Source organism: Microbacterium shaanxiense (assembly GCF_054779995.1).
This window is the reverse complement of sequence record NZ_BAAGXE010000002.1, coordinates 573,918-593,628: the sequence shown is the minus strand read 5'-3', so window position 1 is coordinate 593,628 and position 19,711 is coordinate 573,918. Positions and strand designations below refer to the sequence as shown.

At 68.4% G+C, this 19,711-nt stretch carries 18 protein-coding genes; 4 read left to right on the top strand and 14 right to left on the bottom strand.

What is annotated here, in order from left to right; translation table 11 throughout:
• Position 1: 1 nt before the first annotated feature.
• A complete protein-coding gene (gene pip, locus ACYVG2_RS07735) occupies positions 2-967 on the bottom strand; it encodes a prolyl aminopeptidase (protein WP_460780433.1) in 966 nt (321 codons plus the stop codon).
• A gap of 91 nt (positions 968-1,058) precedes the next feature.
• Positions 1,059-1,928 carry a KPN_02809 family neutral zinc metallopeptidase gene (ypfJ, locus tag ACYVG2_RS07730; protein ID WP_460780432.1) on the bottom strand — a complete coding sequence of 290 codons (870 nt, stop codon included), beginning with the start codon at positions 1,926-1,928 and terminating at the stop codon, positions 1,059-1,061.
• A gap of 90 nt (positions 1,929-2,018) precedes the next feature.
• Between ypfJ and ACYVG2_RS07725 the strand changes: the two genes are divergently transcribed.
• Complete coding sequence (locus ACYVG2_RS07725) at positions 2,019-3,008, top strand: malate dehydrogenase (protein WP_460780431.1); 990 nt, start codon at positions 2,019-2,021, stop codon at positions 3,006-3,008.
• A gap of 68 nt (positions 3,009-3,076) precedes the next feature.
• Positions 3,077-3,547, top strand: coding sequence for a recombinase family protein (locus tag ACYVG2_RS07720; protein ID WP_460780430.1), 471 nt, complete (start codon positions 3,077-3,079; stop codon positions 3,545-3,547).
• Between the two features lie 9 nt (positions 3,548-3,556).
• On the opposite strand, the gene ACYVG2_RS07715 is transcribed toward ACYVG2_RS07720, so the two are convergent.
• From ACYVG2_RS07715 to ACYVG2_RS07660, 12 genes are all read right to left on the bottom strand, one after another.
• The gene (locus tag ACYVG2_RS07715; RefSeq protein WP_460780429.1) at positions 3,557-4,045 is read right to left on the bottom strand and encodes a DUF6630 family protein; all 489 of its coding nucleotides are present in this window, start codon (positions 4,043-4,045) and stop codon (positions 3,557-3,559) included.
• Between the two features lie 30 nt (positions 4,046-4,075).
• Positions 4,076-5,008, bottom strand: a complete 933-nt coding sequence (locus tag ACYVG2_RS07710; protein WP_460780428.1) for a hypothetical protein — start codon at positions 5,006-5,008, stop codon at positions 4,076-4,078.
• A 33-nt stretch (positions 5,009-5,041) separates the two neighbouring features.
• On the bottom strand, positions 5,042-5,806 hold the full coding sequence (locus tag ACYVG2_RS07705) for a PoNe immunity protein domain-containing protein (RefSeq protein ID WP_460780427.1): 765 nt from the start codon (positions 5,804-5,806) through the stop codon (positions 5,042-5,044).
• A gap of 83 nt (positions 5,807-5,889) precedes the next feature.
• Positions 5,890-6,732 (bottom strand): hypothetical protein, encoded by an 843-nt coding sequence (locus ACYVG2_RS07700; protein WP_460780426.1) that lies wholly within the window; start codon positions 6,730-6,732, stop codon positions 5,890-5,892.
• A 34-nt stretch (positions 6,733-6,766) separates the two neighbouring features.
• Positions 6,767-7,198: a hypothetical protein gene (locus ACYVG2_RS07695; RefSeq protein ID WP_460780424.1), complete on the bottom strand. Its 432-nt coding sequence runs from the start codon at positions 7,196-7,198 to the stop codon at positions 6,767-6,769.
• Complete coding sequence (locus ACYVG2_RS07690) at positions 7,195-10,953, bottom strand: WXG100-like domain-containing protein (RefSeq protein WP_460780423.1); 3,759 nt, start codon at positions 10,951-10,953, stop codon at positions 7,195-7,197. Before ACYVG2_RS07690 ends, ACYVG2_RS07695 begins: the two co-directional genes overlap by 4 nt.
• A gap of 3 nt (positions 10,954-10,956) precedes the next feature.
• Entirely contained in the window at positions 10,957-11,250 is a 294-nt protein-coding gene (locus ACYVG2_RS07685) for a hypothetical protein (protein WP_448966643.1), read from the bottom strand.
• On the bottom strand, positions 11,247-11,705 hold the full coding sequence (locus ACYVG2_RS07680; protein WP_460780422.1) for a WXG100 family type VII secretion target: 459 nt from the start codon (positions 11,703-11,705) through the stop codon (positions 11,247-11,249). The genes ACYVG2_RS07685 and ACYVG2_RS07680 overlap by 4 nt, the downstream gene beginning before the upstream one ends.
• A 54-nt stretch (positions 11,706-11,759) precedes the next feature.
• Entirely contained in the window at positions 11,760-12,053 is a 294-nt protein-coding gene (locus ACYVG2_RS07675; protein ID WP_307361391.1) for a WXG100 family type VII secretion target, read from the bottom strand.
• A 128-nt stretch (positions 12,054-12,181) separates the two neighbouring features.
• Entirely contained in the window at positions 12,182-12,805 is a 624-nt protein-coding gene (locus tag ACYVG2_RS07670; protein ID WP_460780421.1) for an FHA domain-containing protein, read from the bottom strand.
• A gap of 85 nt (positions 12,806-12,890) precedes the next feature.
• The gene (locus ACYVG2_RS07665; RefSeq protein ID WP_460780420.1) at positions 12,891-17,231 is read right to left on the bottom strand and encodes an FtsK/SpoIIIE domain-containing protein; all 4,341 of its coding nucleotides are present in this window, start codon (positions 17,229-17,231) and stop codon (positions 12,891-12,893) included.
• Positions 17,228-18,265 (bottom strand): hypothetical protein, encoded by a 1,038-nt coding sequence (locus ACYVG2_RS07660; protein WP_460780419.1) that lies wholly within the window; start codon positions 18,263-18,265, stop codon positions 17,228-17,230. Before ACYVG2_RS07660 ends, ACYVG2_RS07665 begins: the two co-directional genes overlap by 4 nt.
• Positions 18,266-18,340: 75 nt before the next feature.
• Here ACYVG2_RS07660 and ACYVG2_RS07655 point away from each other — a divergent pair, with 75 nt between their 5' ends.
• Both ACYVG2_RS07655 and ACYVG2_RS07650 read left to right on the top strand, forming a co-directional pair.
• On the top strand, positions 18,341-19,012 hold the full coding sequence (locus ACYVG2_RS07655) for a hypothetical protein (RefSeq protein ID WP_460780418.1): 672 nt from the start codon (positions 18,341-18,343) through the stop codon (positions 19,010-19,012).
• On the top strand, positions 18,993-19,697 hold the full coding sequence (locus tag ACYVG2_RS07650) for a hypothetical protein (RefSeq protein ID WP_460780417.1): 705 nt from the start codon (positions 18,993-18,995) through the stop codon (positions 19,695-19,697). The genes ACYVG2_RS07655 and ACYVG2_RS07650 overlap by 20 nt, the downstream gene beginning before the upstream one ends.
• The last annotated feature ends 14 nt before the right edge of the window (positions 19,698-19,711 follow it).

The following is a 19,711-nucleotide window of genomic DNA, read 5'->3' as shown; positions in this document are numbered from 1 at the left end:
GTCAGTCGTCGGCGAAGAGGTCTGTCGCGTCGCGCAGCGCCTGCTGGATGCCGGGTTCGGATGCCGCATGGCCGGCATCGTCGATGACGACGAACTCCGCCTCCGGCCAGGCCTTGTGAAGGTCCCAGGCCGTCATCATCGGCGTGCCGGCGTCATAGCGGCCCTGCACGATGACGGCGGGGATGTGCCGGATCCGGTCGACCCCCGCGATCAGCTGCCCCTCGCTCAGCCACCCGCGGTGCAGGAAGAAGTGGTTCTCGATCCGTGCGAGCGCGATGGCTGCAGCAGGCTCGGTCATCGAGGCGATCACGTCAGCGTCCGGGCGGAGGGTGACGATCGATGCCTCCCACTTCGCCCAGGCGACGGCCGCCGGCACGTGCACCGCGGGATCCGGATCGCTCAGCCGACGGTGATACGCCTCTGTCATCCGGCTTCTCTCGAGCACGGGGATAGGAGCGATGAACTCCTCCCACAGTTCGGGGAAGAGCACCGCGGCTCCACCGTCGCAGAACCATTCCAGCTCGACGCGCCTCAGCGTGAAGATTCCGCGCAGGATCAGTTCGCTCACCGCATCCGGGTGTGCCTGCGCATAGGCGAGCGCGAGCGCACTCCCCCAAGAGCCTCCGAAGACCTGCCACCTCGTGATGCCCAGGTTCTTGCGCAGCAGCTCGATGTCGGCGACCAGGTGCGGCGTGGTGTTGAACCGGAGATCGGCGTCCGGCGCACTGACGTGCGGAGTGCTCTTGCCGCAACCGCGCTGATCGAACAGCACGATCCGGTACTTCTCCGGATCGAAGAACTGCCGCTGCCAGGGCGAGACGCCGCTGCCGGGTCCGCCGTGCAGGAAGACGACCGGCTTGCCCTCTGGATTGCCGCTCACCTCCCACGCGATGCGCTGGCCGTCGCCCACGATCAGCATCCCGCTGTCGTACGGTTCGATCGGCGGATACAGTGCGTCCAACTTCATCGGCTTCTGGCCCCCCGGTCAGTGAGTCGTCCGCCTTCTGGCGGTCATTCCACCGTACCGCTCAGTGTCGGAAGACCCGCGCAGGCGTGGCTCAGAGCTGGCTGCCGTCGACGGCGAATGTGTCGCAGCTGCCGAGGCCGTTCTCGTATCCGCTCGCGAACCAGTACTGCCGCTGCTCGCTCGACCCGTGCGTCCAGGACTCCGGATTGCTGAAGCCCGACTGCTCCTGGATGTGATCGTCGCCGACGGTGAACGCCGCGTTCAGCGCGTCCTTCAACTGCGCTTCGGTCGGCGTCTGCAGATACTCGACACCGTTCTCGTCTTCGAGCGTCGCGGCGTCTGCGAGCCAGGCGCCGGCGTAGCAGTCGGCCTGCAGCTCGGTGCGCACGCTGTTGCTGTCGGGGCCGGAGCCGTTGTTCGGGTACTGCGTCATGATGCCGGTGATGTTCTGGATGTGGTGGCCCCACTCGTGGCCGACGATGTACAGCTGCGCCAGCTCACCGGCTGAGGCATCGAACTGCTGACGCATGATCTGGAAGAAGTCGGGGTCGATGTACACGCCCTGCTCGGGCGGGCAGTAGAACGGTCCGACGGAGTTGGACGCCGTGCCGCACTGCGTGGAGGTCTGCCCCTCGAAGACGTACAGCTGAGGAGGCGTGTAGCCCTCGACGTGCTGCGCCCAGTAGTCGTCCAGCAGCACTTGGGCGCCGGCCATGCGGCAGTCATCCTGGGTGTTCGCGTCCTCACCCGTCTCGCACGCGAGCACCGTGCCACCGGATTCCTGCGGTGCGCCGCCTTGCGAGCCGCCGCCGACCAGGCCCGACAGGTCGATCCCGAACAGCGGTCCAGCGAGCAGCGCGAGGATGCCGAGGATTCCGACGCCGCCACCGGCGATCGCCGCGGTGCGACCAGGGCGACGCGTCCGATGTCCCGAGATGTCGGAGTCAGGGTTGAACGTCATGGGATGAGAGTACCGCGCAGGCTGCGCTGTGTGCGGGCAATGAGGCCGGACTCGTGTCGGCGCTGAGCGGTGTCGGCGTAGGCTCGGATCATGGTTACGACGATCACCATCACGGGTGCGGGCGGACAGATCGGGTACGCACTGCTGTTCCGCATCGCGGCCGGAGACCTGCTGGGCCCCGACGAGAAGATACGGCTGCGGCTGCTGGAGATCCCTCAGGGGCTCAGATCCGCCGAGGGAGCGGCTCTGGAGCTGCACGACGGCGCCTTCGACCTGCTCGAGCACGTCGAGGTGACCGATGATGCGGCGACCGGCTTCCACGGAGCGAACCTCGCGCTGCTGGTCGGCGCGCGGCCCCGCGGTCCTGGCATGGAGCGCGGGGATCTGCTGGCGGCCAACGCCGGCATCTTCGGACCGCAGGGCAAGGCGATCGCCGAGCACGCAGCGGCGGATGTGCGCGTCACCGTGGTCGGCAACCCCGCGAACACGAATGCGCTGATCGCCGCGGCATCCGCGGAAGGGCTTCCGGCCGAGCGCTTCACCGCGCTGACCAGACTCGACGAGAACCGCGCCCGTGCGCAGGTCGCCGCCGCCCTCGACGCCCCGGTGTCGAGCATCCGTCGCGTACCGATCTGGGGCAATCACTCGGCGACCCAGTTCCCCGATGTCTCGCACGCCACCGTCGACGGACGACCCGTGGTCGAAGCGCTGGCCGAACGTGTCGGAGACGTGCGCACCTGGCTCGAGCAGACCTTCATCCCCCGTGTCGCGAAGCGCGGCGCAGAGATCATCGAGGTGCGTGGATCGTCGTCCGTGGCATCCGCTGCGAACGCCGCGATCGAGCACGCCCGCGACTGGGTGCGCGGCACGGATGACTGGACCAGCGCCGGCGTGGTCTCGCACGGCGAGTACGGGGTTCCCGAGGGCCTCATGTCGTCGTTCCCTGTGCGATCGGTCGACGGCGAGTGGCAGATCGTCGAAGGCCTGGAGCTGGACGAATGGGCTCGCGCGCGCGTGGACGCCTCAGTCGCCGAGCTCGTCGAGGAGCGGGACGCGGTCAGGTCGCTCGGAGTGCTCTGACCCGATCTTCCGGCGCGGGTACCTGGTTGTCCGAGGCGCAGGGCACAATGGATGCTGGAGGTGCGCCGATGAGCGATACGACTGATCTGACGACCGGGAAACATCCCATCGGCGAACCGATGACGAGTCCGTTGCACCTGCCGCATGCGGCGACGCAGTGCGAGAAGTGCTTCACCGAGTTGCAGCATGATCACGACTGGTGGCACGCACGCCCTGCGAGCTCGCGACTGGTCGGACTGGTCGTCTCCCGTGAGGGGATGCCATCGGTCGTGCAGCAGCGCGATGATCTGACCCGCTTCGGCGTTCCGATCGAGGGGTTCCGGCATCCGGCTCCTGAGATCCTCGAGAGCTGGAGCGATCGTCTGGCCCGCTTCATCGCGACCCTGCACAAGGGCGACGTGCTGGTCGTGGCCAACGTGCACGCCCTGGGGCGCGACCGTGACGAAGAGACGCGCACGATCACCGATCTGCGCCAGCGAGGCATCATCGTGAAGGTGCTCAGCACCGACTCCCGGCACCTCGCCGACGCGGTGCGCTGACCGCGTCTGTCAGGGGTGCGTGCGGGCGACGTGCCCGAGCGCACTCGCGAGCGCGACGATCTGCTCCGCGTCGTCGGCCTCGACGGCGACCAGCGGGTAGGCGTCGGAATCTTCCTCGAGGTAGACGAGCGTGAGGCCGTGCTCGTCGAGCATGCCGTTCGCGACCGCGACGGCCGTCGGCAGATCTGCCTCGATGTCTCCGACCGCGTCGAGGTCGATCCCGGTCGCGAAGATGCGCGGCAGGCCGGCGAGAGCGTCGGCGAGCTGTGCACCTCCGTCCTTCCAGTCGAGGTAGGCGAGCGCTCCGGCTTCGTCGAGTCCGTCGATGATGACGAGCCAGGGATCGATGTCGGAGGCGGACTCGATGCCGCGGTCGAGAAGATCATCGGCGTGCGCCGCATAGTACGCGTCCGGATCGTCGACCGCCTGTTTCACCGAGGCGGCCAGCTCCGCGTCATCATCGAGCAGTCCGCACAGGCGGATCCATTCCTCGTTCATGATTCTCCTCGATGTTCGGGTCCTGCAGGATCAGCCGGCCAGAAGCTCTTCGGGGAAACGCGCCACCTCGAAATGCTCGGGAACCGTGCCGGCGGAAGGCGTCAGCACACCGGGCAGCTCGATCAGCCGCTCGAACGGCACCCGCTGCATCCGCCCGTCGCCGCCGTTCAGCACGATCAGATCCGCGCGCGGAACCACGGTGTGCACGTCCTTCGTCACCGTCGCATACGTGGTGTAGGGGCCCTCTTCGCTCTGCTGGGCAAGCTCGAGCGTGGCGACGAAGACGTCCACGCCTGCGGCGGCGTAGGTGCGACCCAGAACCTCTCGGGCGGCGGCGTACTGCACCTGATCCCAGCGGCGACGCATCCGACCCACCTCCGCCGCGACGCTCTCCGGCCATTCGAATCGCTCCCACCCCGACGCACCGCGCACGAGAGGCGTGATCGACACGCTGCGGTCGGTGTTCGCCAGCACGCGCTCGGCCGCGGTCGCGACTGATGCGAGCGATGCGGGATCATCAGCGAACCCGACGAGGGTGTGACCGACATCCGGCACCACGATCACCGGCACGGCATCAGGTCGCAGACCCGATACTGCAGCCGGATCGCGCAGCGCGGCAGCGGCGAAGGGCATCGAGCGGATGACGAGCGCGGCACCGAACTGCTCCACCGGCGACTCGTCCTGACCTCGAGCCGCGGCGCCGGCGGTGACCACATCATCCATCGTCACACCCCACTCGCCGAGCATCGTGGCGGTGACCGGCACATCAGCCGTCGGAAGATCCAGGATCGCACCGACGTAGTAGTCCTCCACCGCGGGCACGGCGGAATCGACCGCCTGCTCCACGCCCTGCACCGCGAGCAGCTGCGCGCGGATCTGGAACGGCACGACACCGACTGGCCGGGCGGAGAGCACTGCGCGAGCCTCGTCGAGGCTCGCAGGGATCTCGATGCCACCGGTCATGAGTTGCTCCTTCGTTGTGGGTATGGACGGGAATCAGGCAGATACGCCAGCGGACCGCAGATCGCCAGGATAGAACTCGTCACTGCGCAATCCGGTGTCATCGATGTCGAGAGCCGTGGCCACACCGAGAGCCTCGAACGCCCAGTACCCGTAGTACACGCTCCTCTTGCCGACCAACTCGTGCCCGCCCCATCCCCAGACGCCCTTCCAAGCCTTGTACCAGTTCTTGAGGTACTTCTCGATCTTCTGCGACGGATCACCGGCGTCGAAGGCTTCGTCCAGCACTCCGACGACCTTGGGAAATGACAGCGTCTCACCCACCGAGTGCTCAGGGCGCCTCGTGGCGATGAGTCGATCGATCAGCCGATCTCCCCAGCCGAACCGCACTGCCGCGACGACACGATCAAAAGTCGCATCGTCCACGCGGAATGCCAGCGCCAGCGACACCAGCGACAGCCACTCGCGATAGAAGTCCTTGCTGTTGCCGAACGCGAACCGCACAGCTCGATGTTCATCCGAGAGGAACTCCAACTCAAGACGCAGCGCTCGCTCCGCGTCGCTCAGAACGATGTCGAAATCGGCACGGAGCACCTCAACAGACGCTCCCTGCGAATAAAGTGCGCTGAATCGGTCCCAGCGTTGTTTCATCACGTCGCCGGCGACCTGCCCGATCATCTTCGGGTCTGCCCACTTCTCCACTGGTCGATCGAATCGTCGATCGTTGCTCTCGCATCGTGTGGTCAGATACTCCACCACGTCATCGAAGTACGCCTGGTCGGCACGGGTGTCGCGCAGCACCGTAATCTCCTTCTCGTCTCCCGGTCGGGTCGTCGCTCAGCGAGTGCGATCGCTGTCGATCACGCGCGCCGCCGCATCGAGGCTCACGGCTCTGGCGCCCAGACGTTCGCTACCGACCGAACGCTCTCGAGTTCGGCACTGGGGGTCGTCAGCTCGAAATACCCGGGCTCGACGGGCCCCGGCTGCAGTTCTTCGACCTGACTCCACGAGGGGTTCTCCAGCAGAAGAAGCGCCTCGCCTGCGGCCTGTTGCAGGACTCGCACCGGCACCCCCCGATGGCTCGCGGTGATGACGACCTCGAAGATCTCGTCGCACTCGCCGAACGGCGCCAGACGGCGATGGATCATCGGGCGGATCTGCTCGAAGCCGTCCGGCACGCCCTCGTCGCCGATCCACACGAGCTCCACGCCCGGCTGGCCGTTCGGCAGGAAGTCCGCCGGCAGATCGTGACCGCGCCACTTCGCACGCGGACCGACGATGTGCAGCGGCGGATAGAAGCCGGTTGCGCCCGTCCATCCCTTCGCGGGCGATCCGAAGGCAGCGAGCTGTTCGATGCGCCCATCGGCGTGCAGGCGCTGAATGGTCGATCCGCTCGGCACGCGAGTGCGCGCAAGAAGCCAGACCGGGGCGCGCACGGGGCCGCGCAGGAACCCCGTCTCGTATGTCGGCCACGGCCGTTCGCCGATGTCGGACGGCGTCTCGAATCGCATCAGCGGACGCTGCTCGAACAGCAGCACATCGACGTACTCCGGCGCTTCGGGGAAGACCAGCCCGTCACCGCCGAGCCCGTATGCGCGGACCAAGTCGGCCGGGAGCACCCCGACCACATCGCCCGCTCGCACGACGGGCCCACCGAACTCGGCGAGCCCACCCTTGAGCATCGCGTCCGTCATCGCCGGCATGAGCAGTTTCTGCCAGATCGTCACAACGCCTCCTTCGACGTCACCACGCTACCGCGCCTCACCCGGCGTCACCTGCCGGCAGGAACCGACGCCACTCTTCAGGGAGACCATCATCGAAGTCCGCCAACTCTGAGCATGCGATCGTCCCCGTCCAATACCCATCGCCCGCGCGTTCCGGGTTGCCGTACTTGTGGAGCGTCACCCCGTCGGGCCACTGACCATCGAGCTGGTGCGGGTATTCCCACACAATGAACGCAACCTGACCATCTTCCAAGAATTCAAGATCATCCAGCCGTGTCCCCCGATACGTCGCGGACGGCGAAATGTACTTGTAGCCCGGTGTTCCCCCGGGGATCTCCCGTCGCCCTGGCTCGACGGTCGGATCCACCGCCACCAGTACCCAGTTCCGACTGTTGGACGCTGAGTTTCCGACGATGCGGTAAAGCACATCATCGATGCGCGTGTACTTCCCCGAACTCAATCTGCTCACGCTGTCTCCACCCACTCCAGAATGGGGTTGCCGTGCGTGTCGACACCGGTCTGCTTCAACACGGCAGTCAGGTGCTGACTTCCGTCTTGATGGATCGACCACATCTCTGCGCCCTCACGCATCTCCGACGCCCGACCGGTGTGAAGCTCTGGAGCGCCATCCGAGCCGAGCGTCCACCCAGCGCCCACGAGCGGATTCTCATGCGGCAGCTTGACTGCCCCGGGAACATTCGGATCTGCGGGGCCACGATCTGCAATGGGCTGCGCATTGTCACCTCGACCGGGCGTGATCTGCCACGCCCCGGAATCCCAGTCGCTCTGCGACCCGTGCCCCGTGCCGCCGAACAAGTCTGAATGCCGCGGCACGACGCTCTCTGCGAAGTCACCCGTCTGATATCGGATGACGGTGACATCTCGGTCGGCCGGAGAGAACTGCGTCCCCTCATAGTTCAGGCCGAGCCGCTCAAAGATGTCGCGCGGAGTCGTCATGTCCGCGACGTCGCCTGCGCGCGCCGTGAATCCGTAGATGCGATCAGGACTGTTGCGTCCCGCACGATCGTTGTACAGGTAGTTGAGCGCGGAGTTGTCGTCGACGACCTTCTGCATCCAGGTGTCTGCATCAACAGTGATCGAATCGCGCACCTGCGTGAGCAAGTCGACCTGATCGGGCGTGAGATTGCGCACGTGCGTGTCGAGTGCGTCATCGAGGTCGTGTCGAGTCCACCCGCGGTCCGCAAGGAAGTCGTCGAGCGGCTGTCCGCCGAACTCGCCTTGATCCCAAGGGGTGGTGTTCGCTGCGATCTGCTCTGGCGACGCCTGCACGGTGTGCGACGTGCCGTCGCTGAGTGCCGCTGTGCCGCCTGAACCGGGGTCGCCTGCCGCACCCGCGGCGTCACCTGGGCCGTCACCGTCGTTGGGCGGCACGTCGCCGCCGTCACCCTCGGCTGCGGGCTCGCCGTCACCCTCGGCTGCGGGCTCGCCGTCACTCTGCGGAGCGGGATCACCAGCAGCCTCAGGCGCCGCGGGTGTCTCAGCACTCGTGGACGAGTCCGGCTCGCTCGGCGTCTGCGGCACGTCGTGAGAAGACTGGGGTGCAGCGCCGGAGGTCGAATGAGAGCCGGACGCCTGAGTAGACGGCGTAGCGGGACCTTCACCGTTCGCGGGGGATCCCGTGAACTTGCCGTCCCCGCCGGCGACGTGTCCGTCGGCGCCCAGCTCGCGCACCCTGATGGAGCCATCCGGCGCGACCTGCGCGAGACCGCTTTGCACGTCGCCGGAGGCGAGCGCGTCATTCACCGCGTCGATGTCAGCCTGAGACGTGTCCTGCATCGCCGAGTCGATGCGGTTGGTCCCGGTGTTGGCGCCGGTCAGCCAGTCGTGGCTCATCTGACGTCCATCGAGCGTGTTCCCGAGTCGTGCGGTGTTGTACTTCGCCTCGATGACTGCGACCTCGGTCTGGCCGTCCGGTCCGGTCCGGCGGTAGATGCCGTCGATTCCCTGCGCCGTGACGGGATGCGACCCGTCCGCACCGTTGTCGATGCGCGTCCAGCCGTTGCTCTCCATGAACGCCTGCGCCTGGAGCTCGCCGTACGTGCCCTTGTTGTGGTTCGCCGGTGCGTCAGGGTCGCCGTTCGCTGCGTTCCACTCATCGAACGAGCGCATGTTGCCGTCGGCGTCGAAGAGACCGGCCACGTTCGAGTTCGAGGAGTTCGCCGGGTTCCAGTCGGACGGTGACAGTCGATCGCCGTCCGTCGGTGACGTCGGCGGGACGGCTGCGTCGTCCTCCGGCGAGTCGCCGGTGTCGTCAGCATCCGCGTCGTCCGGCTTTCCGTCGCCGTCTGCATCGGCGTCGGGGTCGGCTTCCTCGGAGGCTTCGCCCTCGGCGTCGCCGTCCTCGCGAGGGGGCCGGCCGCCGTCGGCCTCGCCGCCGCCGTGCGGGACACCACGAGAACCGAGTCCCGCGCCCTCGGAGCTGCCGGGCGTCGCATCGGGGTCGGCCTCGGCATCGGGCGTCGGCTCAGGGGTCGGCTCCGGAGTGGGCTCCGGCGTCGGCTCCGGAGTGGGCTCCGGCGTCGGCTCAGGGGTCGGCTCAGGGGTCGGCTCAGGGGTCGGCTCCGGCGTCGGCTCCGGCGTCGGCTCCGGAGTGGGCTCCGGCGTCGGCTCCGGAGCGCTGTCGCCCGCGGATGTGCCATCACCGGACGACGTTCCGTCGCCCGAGGTGGAACCGTCGCCGACCGGCGGCGTCACGTTGATGTCGGTCTCGGCAGGAGCCTCGCCGTGATCGGTCGGCGCACCGCCGCCGTCACCGCCGCCGCCCGAGCCGATCTCGTTGCCGGCACCGGTCGGGCCGTCGTAATCTGTCCTCGATCCGTTGCCGTCGACGCTGGTGGAGCCAGGGTCGCCGCCGACACCGGCAGGAACATTGGCGTCGGGCGTCTCGATGCGTCCGCCGTCCACGTTCCCGGCGGTCGGCGAGTTGCGACTGGGGAGGCGTGCGGACATCACCACGCCGAGACCGGCGCTCAGCGCGAGAGCGCCAGGTGTGATCTCCTCGCCTCGGACGCCCATGTCGGTCGCCGTGCCTGCCACACCGCCGCTGCCGTTGCCGAGCGCCTGGACGACGACTCGTCGGCCGGCGTTGCCGAACGGCGCGACCACGGCCGCGGTCACGCTGCCGCCGACGAAGCCGCCCGCGAAGGCCGCGAGGAAGTTCGGGTTGGGGTCGACGGTCTCTGCAGCCATCGCGCCCGTCGTGCCGGAGACGACCTCGATCGTCACGCGGGTCAGCTTCGGGAACCGGGTGCCGGCGGCGCGCAGCGCGGCGACGATCGCCCGCAGCTTGCTCGAGAGCCGCATCGCGGCGGCGACGCACTTCTGGACGAGTCCGGCGATCCTCGCACCGATGTTCGCGATGCGGATGGCGATACCGGAGCCGGCGACGACGGCGGAGGCGCCGAAGGTGACCACGGAGAGCAGACCGCCGACCGCGATGCTCGCCACGACCTCGATCACGAGCTGCACCATCATCTGACGCGATTCGCGATGCGTCTCCTCGATGGTGTCCGCGTAGTCGCGGCAGATGTTGTCGATCTGACCGATGCCGTCGTCGCTGCTGACGAACTTCCCGAGGCCCTCCGAGAAGTCGTCGACCTTGGAGGAGATCGAGGTGAGCTCGCCGCTCTCCATGCCGCTCAGCGGCGCATCCGCAGTCGAGATCGACGTCTTCAACGCCTCGAGATCTCCGAGGATGCTGGCCCAGGTCGTACCGGCCTCGCGGAGCTTATCCGGGTCGCCGTCGGGGAAGAGCGTGCCGACGAGGTTCATGATCTGATCCCAGATCCAGACCGCGGCCGAATCCAGACCGTCGACCATGGTGTCCGGGCGCCCGCCGAAAGCGGAGGGCGGGGATGAGACCGTGGTGCTCTCGATCTTGTCCCGCAGCACATACGTACCAGCGGCGTCGTAGACGATGTAGCCGGCGTTCGCGTTGGCCTGGGCGTGCGTGGCCGCAGCGGCCATGAGCCCGCGATCGAGATCGCGTGCGGACGCCTGAGTGTCCGCGAAGCCCTGAAGCGCCGCCTTCGCCATCTCGTCGTACGCCTCGGCGAACTGCTCTCCACCTGGGTCGGTTCCGGCCATGCCGTCGAAACCGTTCAACGACGAACGTGCGGAGGAGCCGTAGGTGTCGGCCTGCGTGGAGATGGCGTCGAAGTTGTCTGCCGCCGAGCGGAACTTCTCCGGATCGATGTTCACCATGGTTCACCCGGCCCAGTTCGACGTCATGGAGGTCTGGGCGGTCTCGTACTCGGTCGCTGCGGCTCCGGCCCAGGTCGCGAGGAACTCCGCGTGCGAGGTGAGCACGCTCGCCCCGACCTGCCATACCTGCACGGAGTTCACGAACTCCGCGTTGGCCACGCCCTGCCACTGGGAGTCCACCGCAGCGGTCGCGGCCATCGCGTGCGCCTGAAGATCGCTGCAGTAGCCCTGCAGCTGCTTGAGCGCAGATTCGAGACCACGGATGTCGCCCGTCTCGTAGGTGTGCTGCCCGGTCATACCTCAGCGCTCCCGCCCTTGGTGAAGGTCTTGATCTCTGCGACGAGTTCGGTGAGGTCCTCGCGCGAGTCGCCGACGCTCTCGGCGAGGGTCACGCTGACCTTCTCGTCGTCCTTGGTGCCGAGCTCCCCGTCCTTGCCCGGCTGGTTGATCGACACCCGCGCTGAGCGCGTCGCGGTGATGATCTGACTCTCCGTCGTCTCATAGGTGGCCTGGGCGCCGTGCAGTCGCGTCGCGATGCTCAGCAGCGCCGTCCGCGTCAGCGCCGCGCTCGTGATGAACGAGTTCCATTCCTCCAGGAACGCGTCGGCGGCATCGCCGGTCCAGGTTCCCCCGACGACGGCGTTCACGACACCCTGAGCCTGCTGGATCTGCGCGTCGAGCATCCCCGCGGCATTCATCATGGATGCCGCGGAGAAGCCGAGCGACGGCGTGCTCACCACGAAATGCGCCATGAGGCACCCCCCTCACATGTGACGATGGCAGGCCCGAGGGCCCGGCCGGTTGGACTACTGACGGAAGCTGTTGCCGATGTTCGACTCCGACTCCTCGTACGCCAGCGAGGCCTTGTTGAGCTGGTCGCTGATGCCGTTGAGCGATTCCTTCAGCTGGAGGCCGGCGGCGTCCCACTGCTCGTAGAGATCGTTGAAGGTCTCCGATGCCGATCCGCCCCAGTCTCCGGCGATCAGTCCCTGAACCAGGGCCTTCAGATTGCCGAGCTGCGACTCGATCGAGGATGCGCCGTTTGCGAGCTGGCTCGCGACGCCTGCGAGTGATTCTGAGGTGACCTTGATCTCGGCCATGTCATACCCCCTGGTCATGCGGCTGTGCCGCTGGTTGGATCTGCGTAACCATTCCTAACACAGGGCGGGAGCGCTCAACGATGGGGAGATATGCCCATGCGTGCGGCCGAGCCATCGAACCGGAGGGCTCAGGCGACGACGAGCGTCGCATCACCGAGCAGCAGGCGGTCTCCCGGCAGAAGATTCGTCGGCGTTCCTGCGACCAGGACGTACTGGCCACCGGCCCGCTCGAGGAACGTGCCGTTCGCGGAACCAGGATCGGTCGCGGTGACGCCGTCGGACACCGGGGAGATCACGAGGTGCACACGCGACATCGCGCGTTCAGGGTCGGGAAGGCGAACGGCGACGCCTTTGTACTGTGCGGCACCCTGTTCCGGCGATCGGCCGAGGACGAGCACGCTCTCCAGCGAAAGCTTCTTCCCGCCCGGCAGCACCACGGCGGTCGGAACCTGCACAGCGGCCGCGGTCGGCTGCGAGGAGGATGCCGGCTTCTTCTGCGGCGGGGACTCCTGATCCTGCGGCTCTGCCCTCTCCGGCTTGCGAGCGGGCTTCCGCGGCGCCGGCAGGGGCACAGGGGCGAGGACCGGTGCGGGCTCGACGGGGGATGCCGAGTCCTGCCGCCGCGGTGCGGCATCCGCGCCGGGGAACGGCGGAGCCACGCCGGCGACGGCGTCGATGAGCTGTCCGCACGCCGGACAGAACATGCTGTCCGGCCGGACCGCTTCACCGCAGAAACGGCATTGAGTGCTCATCGAAGATTCCCCCCTTCATCCGCTGAGCGCCCGAAAAGGGCGCAGGAACACCGCGTCAGTCTAACCCTCACCGAACCACCCGGATTCACGCGGTGAGGTCCGGGACCTGCACAGGCACGTAGGTGCCGTCGGAGAAGAACATGCCGGAGCCAGGCGCGCCGCGTCCGATGTGCGTACGGGCGAGCTGCACACCGAACACCTGCGTGCCGATGATGGTCGAGGTCGGCGAGAGCAGAAGGCCCGCTCTGCCCTTCTTCGCCTCGGTCAGTGCGACAGTGATCGCGGAACCCGCCGACTCCGATCCGACGCCCACCACGAAACGGGCATGACCCCGCGCGGACGCGAGTGCGCGATCGAGCGTCGAGTCGCGGATTCCCTCGCTGTCGTCGACGACGATCGTGAGCGGCTGCTCGCCCGCGGCGAGCGCTGCGACCACATCGCCCTCTGCCGACTGCGGGGTCAGTACCGGCATCCCGTGGCTGCGCGCCACGTCCGAGAGCACTGAACCGTCGCGGGCGACGGCCACGACGATGCGGGTGCCGTGCCACGCGAGCTGATGCGCGATGACGGCGAGGGCATGCGTCTTGCCGCTGCGCCTGTCTCCGGTGACGACGAAACCACCGACGTCGGGCCATGCGACCGTGATCCGCGAGAGCCGGTCGCCGCCGACGGCCACCACGGGGAACTCGGCGGTCGCGCCTTCCAGGAGCGGCAGCTTCGCGGTCTCGCTGAGGCCGATGCGCTGCGGCAGCGGATCGACGCGGAACGCCTGCGGCAGCTCGGCCAGCTGCGGGAACTGCGCGTAGTGCGCCGACACGTACTCGACGATCGCGCGGACCGCCGCGGTCTGCCCCTCGCCCGTCACGTCCGTGGACAGCACCGCGAGCTGCGCCTCGGTGCCCGAGGAGCCGAACATCACGCGTCCGGGAGGAATCGACGACGGCACCTCGCGGATCATGATGCCCGCGCCACGGTAGTCGTTGACGTCGCGCATCGGCAGCGCGTACCGCGTGTCGATGAAGCTGGCGACCTTGTCGCTTGGCACCGACCGGTCGGCGGTGATGATCACCCGCAGGCCGGACGAGGGCCCCTCGCGGAGCAGTCGCAGGACATGGTCGCGGACCGTCACCATGTCGTCCGCACTCAGCGATGCCGACAGCCGCTCCCATCCGTCGATCACGAACAGCGCGTACGAGAGGGCGTCACGCGCGTCCGCCTGCGCCCGCTGCTCTCCGATGCTGCCCACACCGGCGGCTGCGATCACCGATTGCCTGCGCGAGAGCTCTTCGCTCATCCGCGCGAGCAGACGGGGAAGACGACCCGAATCCTGTGGCGTGATCACCGCACCGGTGTGCGGCGCTCCCACGAACGGCAGCAGCGCACCCGTCCCGTAGTCGACCGCGTACACATGCAGGTCGGCGGGGGTGAAGCGCTGCACGGCCTGGGCGAGCAGCGTCCGCACGGCGGTGGTGCGGCCTGATCGGCTGCCTCCGAAGAACAGCAGGTGGGAGTCGTTGTGGACGTGCCACAGCAGCGGACGCTGCGTCTGGCGCGAAGGCACGTCGACGAGTCCGAGGACGACTGCACCCTCGGGCGCGGAGTCCTCGTCGAAACGATCGAGCGGAAGAAGTTCGGGCAGCGGCAGCAGCCACGGCGACGGGCTGCGCTCCACGCCGAGCTCGGCCGCCGCCTTCGTGGCCAGCTGCACCAGGCCGCGCAGGTCGGTGTCGTCCTGGTCGGGGCGGTGCACCGCCTTCTCCACCGCGGGGAAGCGCGGCGGCAGGCCGACGGTCTGCCAATCGAACTTCGCGGCCGGCGGCAGCACCCTGGTCGTGCGCTGGTGCCCGATCCTCAGCCCTGCCACGCGCGCCGTCTGGAAGACCACTGGGGCGGCGTCGAGGCCCGCACGCATGTACCCGCGACCCGGCGTCGCGGCCGAGATGAGCGCGGCATCGGGGGTGCCGATGACATCGGTGGAGTCCGCGCGATCGGTCACGCGCAGCGCGATGCGCAGGTTGATGTTCGATTGCATCTCGGGTGTGATCACACCGGACGGGCGCTGCGTCGCGAGCACGAGGTTGACACCGAGCGAGCGGCCGACGCGCGCGATGCGCACGAGCCCGTTGATGAAGTCCGGCAGCTCGGTCTTGAGCTCGGCGAACTCGTCGACGACGATCATCAGCCGTGCGAGGCCCAGCTTCGCTGCGGCATCCGCGTCCTTGTCCCACGCGGCGTCGACATCCTTCGCGCCGATCTCGTCCCGCAGCACCCGCTCGCGGCGCTTGAGCTCAGCGTCGAGGGAGGCGAGCGCGCGTTCGGTCTCGCGTGCGTCGAGGTTGGTGACCATGCCGACGGTGTGCGGAAGCCGCGCGCAGTCGGCGAACGCCGATCCGCCCTTGTAGTCGATCAGGACGAAGTTGAGCGCGTCCGGCCGGTTCGCCAGCGCCAGCGAGATGACCAGCGCCTGCAGGAACTCCGACTTGCCCGAACCGGTGGTGCCGGCGACCAGCGCGTGCGGCCCGTCGGTGGCGATGTCCACCGCGCACTCGCCCTCCGAACCCGCACCGATCACGACGAACGACTGCCGGGGTGCGACCCGCCACTGATCGATGATGGGCTGCGGGTCGTTGAGGTCGACGCCCAGCAGCTCCGTGTAGCGCACGCTGGTCGGCACCGTCGCGTCATCGCCGACGCCGCGGACGTGCTCGATCGAGCTCAACGCTCTCGCGAGCTCCTCGGCGTAGTTCACCGTGACCTGATCGAGCAGCACGGGCGAGTGATACGCGTCACCGGACTCGACACGGCCCAGCAGCGGGTCCCCAGGGTCGGCGACGACGACCGTCGTCGCCTCCTCCGGCAGGCGGGACCGGTCGCTGTCGATCGCGATCACATGGATGCCGTACGCCGCTCCGTGCTCCAGCAGTGCGACCATGCCAGGCAGCATCCGGTATCGGCGCGCGCCGTCGACGATCAGCACGACGTGCGATTCGGTCTCGATGCGTCGATCGCGCCCGATGCGCATGCGCACGTCGAGGAGCGCGCCCATCTCGCGCACGCGTTCGCGACGGGTGAGGTCGGTGTTGCCGATGAGCGCGACCGGCCCGACACCCGGCTGGGCGTGCGGCAACCACTGCACCCACGACCAGGCGTGCTCCTGCTCGCGATCGCACAGCACGGCGATCTGGAGATCCCTCGGCGAGCGCAGCGCCGTCAGCGCGGTGATCATCGAACGCACGACGCCCTCGGCCACGTCGGCCGGCCCCGCGACTCCGACGGGCCCGTCGGCGAGATCGACGACCACGGGCGACGGGGACACCCCGACGTGCCGATCCTCGCGTCTCTCCTTCTGCGGACCGCCTTCGAAGCGGACGTCGAGCCGGACGTCCGCGACGCCCACACGCACCTTCAGCGCGTCGGATTCCGATCGCCGGCGCTCCCAGAGCCGCGAGAGCGGACGGGTGACGACATCGCGGATGTACACCGGGTCGAGGTGGTGGTACCAGCTCGTCAGTCGCTGCTGCCGCACGGTCGCAGCGATGCGCTCCCTCGCGGACTCGATCTCCGCGATCCATTCCACCTGCGTGCGCTCGCCCTTGCGCTTGGCGATCTTCTTGTTGGCGATGAACGAGCCGACGACCATGATCGGCGAGGCGGCGGCCATCAGCAGCATGACGGGTCGCTGGAAGACGATCGCGAGGGTGACGCCGAGGACGACGGGCACGATGGCAGACAGCCACGGGAGCGGAGAAGCGTCGGCCTCTTCCGGCTCGTCTCCCGGCAGCGTGACCGACGGCGGTGTCTGCGACGGACGGATGCGGGAAGGCCGGTTGAACGCGCGGGCTCCGAGCTCGTCGACGGTGATGTCGGCATCGGATGCCGGGGCGGAGCCGACGCGCAGCACGCTGCTTCCCAGCTGGACGAGATCAGCGGGGACGACCTCGGCCGATGACGACACCTGTTCGCCGTTCACGAGCAGGTTCCCCGTCGGGTCGACCAGCTCGATGCGCGCGGCGAGTGGCAGAGGCGCGCCCTCTACGGATGCCCCACCGGTCACCGTGATGTGCGCGTGCTCCTCTGCCAGGTGAGGGTCGGCGACGCGGATCGTGGCGCTGGGGCCGCGCCCGATCAGCAGCTGCTCCCCCGGTACGACGGCCACCGATTCGCCGGCGAACGGGCCGGCGACGAAGTCGAGCCTGGTCGTTCCGGCAGGATGCACGGTCGATGAGCGGCTCGGGACCACGACACCGCTTCGCAGCATCGACTTCGCGAACGGTGCTACGGGATCCGCACCGGGTGCGACGATCTCGACGGGCACGCTCAGCGCCTCACCGATCTCGGACACCGTGGTCGCTTCGTCGACCTTGACCAGCCACGATTCTGTATGCGAGCCGCCAGGACGATCGGCGACAGTCAACCGGAGGCTCATGATCCGGGTATCCCTTCCAACAGGAGTGTCAGCGCTCCCAGCAGGGATCCGCCTTCACCGGGTGCGTCATCGCCCGAGGGCGGATAGACCATGTGCAGCGGGGCCTCGTGCGCCCATGCCGGTACCGCGACGTCGCGGTCCCCTGCGTCGGCATCGACCGTGACGCTGCCCCAGGCCTGCGCGCCGTCGTCTGCGACGACGCGGAACATGAACTGTGCGGGCGACGGGCTGTCGGCGGCGAGCGATGCCGTGCCGTCCGGCGCGCAGGCGAGCGCTGCCGGTCGGGGTTCGGCGCAGACGACCGTGAGGTCGTCGCCCCACGACAGCGCGGCGAGGTCCCACTCCGATGCGCTGCTGACGACGTGCAGCGCACCCACCGGCTCCGACGACGCGGCCTCGACGAACGAGAGCGTCAGCTTCACCTCGCCGGTCTGCCCCGCGTCGTCGGTGACGCGCAACGGCACCTCCACATCTCGGGGCGCGGAGCCCCTGACGGAGAGATGAGTGCCGCTCACCCCGACGTCGACGCCGTGCGGGAGCTTGCCGACCTCGATGAGCGCGCCGCCGTCGTCAGAGCACATCTCGCATTCGATGCCCAGTGCGGACAACGGCACCATCGCCTGCGCCCCGACCTCGATGGGCATGTCCAGTCGGTCGACCGTGATCTCCGGTGCCGGCGGGGGCTCCATGCGCAGCGTGTAACCGACCTGGAGGTCGGTGTGCTTCGAGACCATGCGCACGGACAGCGGATGCTCTCCCCAGTCCGGGTCGTACGCGGCGGAGAGCGTTATCGATTCGGTGTCGCACGCGATCGTCACGCCCTCGACGACTCCGAGCGATGAGCAGTCGATCAACCACCCCTCACCAGGACGGATCTCACCGGCTTCCTGGTAGGGGATCATGACGGCGCCGTCCGGGGGCGGGCCCTCGTCTTCTTCCTCGTCGCCCTGCGCGGCGAGCAGGACGGACGCGACGGGCAGCACCAGCGCGAGGACCGCGGCTGCGCCGCGACGCCAGGGCAACGACGAACGCATTCGACTCCAAGTCTCCGGTCGGATCACGACTAGGATAGACGGGACCGATCAGCAGAGAGAATCCGCAGTCCTTCGATGAGCGATGTCCCCCGCACCCGACGAGAGCGCAGCAGCGCGACGGACTCGGTCACCGGGCAACCCTCGATCATCACGACCACGCCGGCCTCCTGGTCTTCCTCTGCGCCGTCATCGGCTCCGGCCGCCATGGCGGGGCAGATCGGATGGTCGTCCCCGCGTCCGAGCCTGGACGCGATGTCCGGTCCGATCCGGCCCCTCGAGATCTCCGGCAGCGTGCTCCCCGAGCTGGAAGAGGACTCGTCCTCGGCGAAGCGCCGTCCGCTGTGGTTGCATCCTGCGTTCCTCGTGTCGGCCGGCACCACGCTGATCGCCCTGATCGCGCTGGCGGTGTTCCTGATCCTCGGTGTCTTCGGCGGTACGGCCGCCGCCACCGATCTGAAGGTCGAGGCGACCGAGAACGTGGTGCGCGCCAGCTGGAGCGGCCCTGACGTGCCGTACCAGGTGATCGTCGTCGACGGTCCGGCCGGCGACGCGGTGGACGTGTCTCAGCGAGTGACCGGCACCGAGGTCTGGCTGCCGCTGGCCGCCGGACTCATCGATGAGAGGTCCTGCCTTCTGGTGCGACCCGCCGAGGGCAATGAGAAGGCACCCGCCTCACTCGATCGGGCGACGCTCGACCAGCAGGGCGCCGTATCGGGGTGCGTGACGGATGCCGAAGAGGAGGAGTGATGCGCTTCGGCGCGTCATCATCCCGCTGACGCTCGCGCTCCTGCTCGTGCCGGGATGCTCCGGAGCCCCAGCCACGCCCGTCGCGACGCCCACCCATCTGGATCTGAGTGAGGACTGGGGCGAGGACGTCGGCAACGGCGTCGCGCTGCTCGGCACCGACGATGCCCTCGCCACCGTGATCGCCGCGATGCGCGCCGAACGCGGGGTGACGATGACGGGCGTATTCGTCGACACGGCGGACAGGTTGATGACGTTCTCGGTGTCCGGCCGCGGCGGCTCGGTGCAGGCCGAGTTCGTGGTCGGCGAAGCGACCACCCGGATCGTGCTGACCGATGACGTGGCCTACATCCTGCCTTCTCCTACGGGCGACGCGGCAGACGGCGTCTACGCCTGCGTCGGCGTCGACGACCCCGCCGTGGCGCGCTGGCGGACGCTGCTCGACCCGGTGCGCACGGTCGCCGAGTTCAGCGCCGACGCGAGTGCCGTCGCCGCCACTGGCGAGGGCACCGCGAACCTCGTCCTCGGCGGCGAGGGAGCGCTCGGCGCGCTGACCGTCTCGACGGACGGCGCTCCGTTGCCCATCGCTCTGGTGCGTGCGGATGCCGCCGGCACGATGGAAGTCGAGTTCAGCGACTGGGCAGAGGCGGAAGTCGCCCCGCCCTCACCGCTCGCCGAAGGCTGCTGACGGCGGCGCCGCCG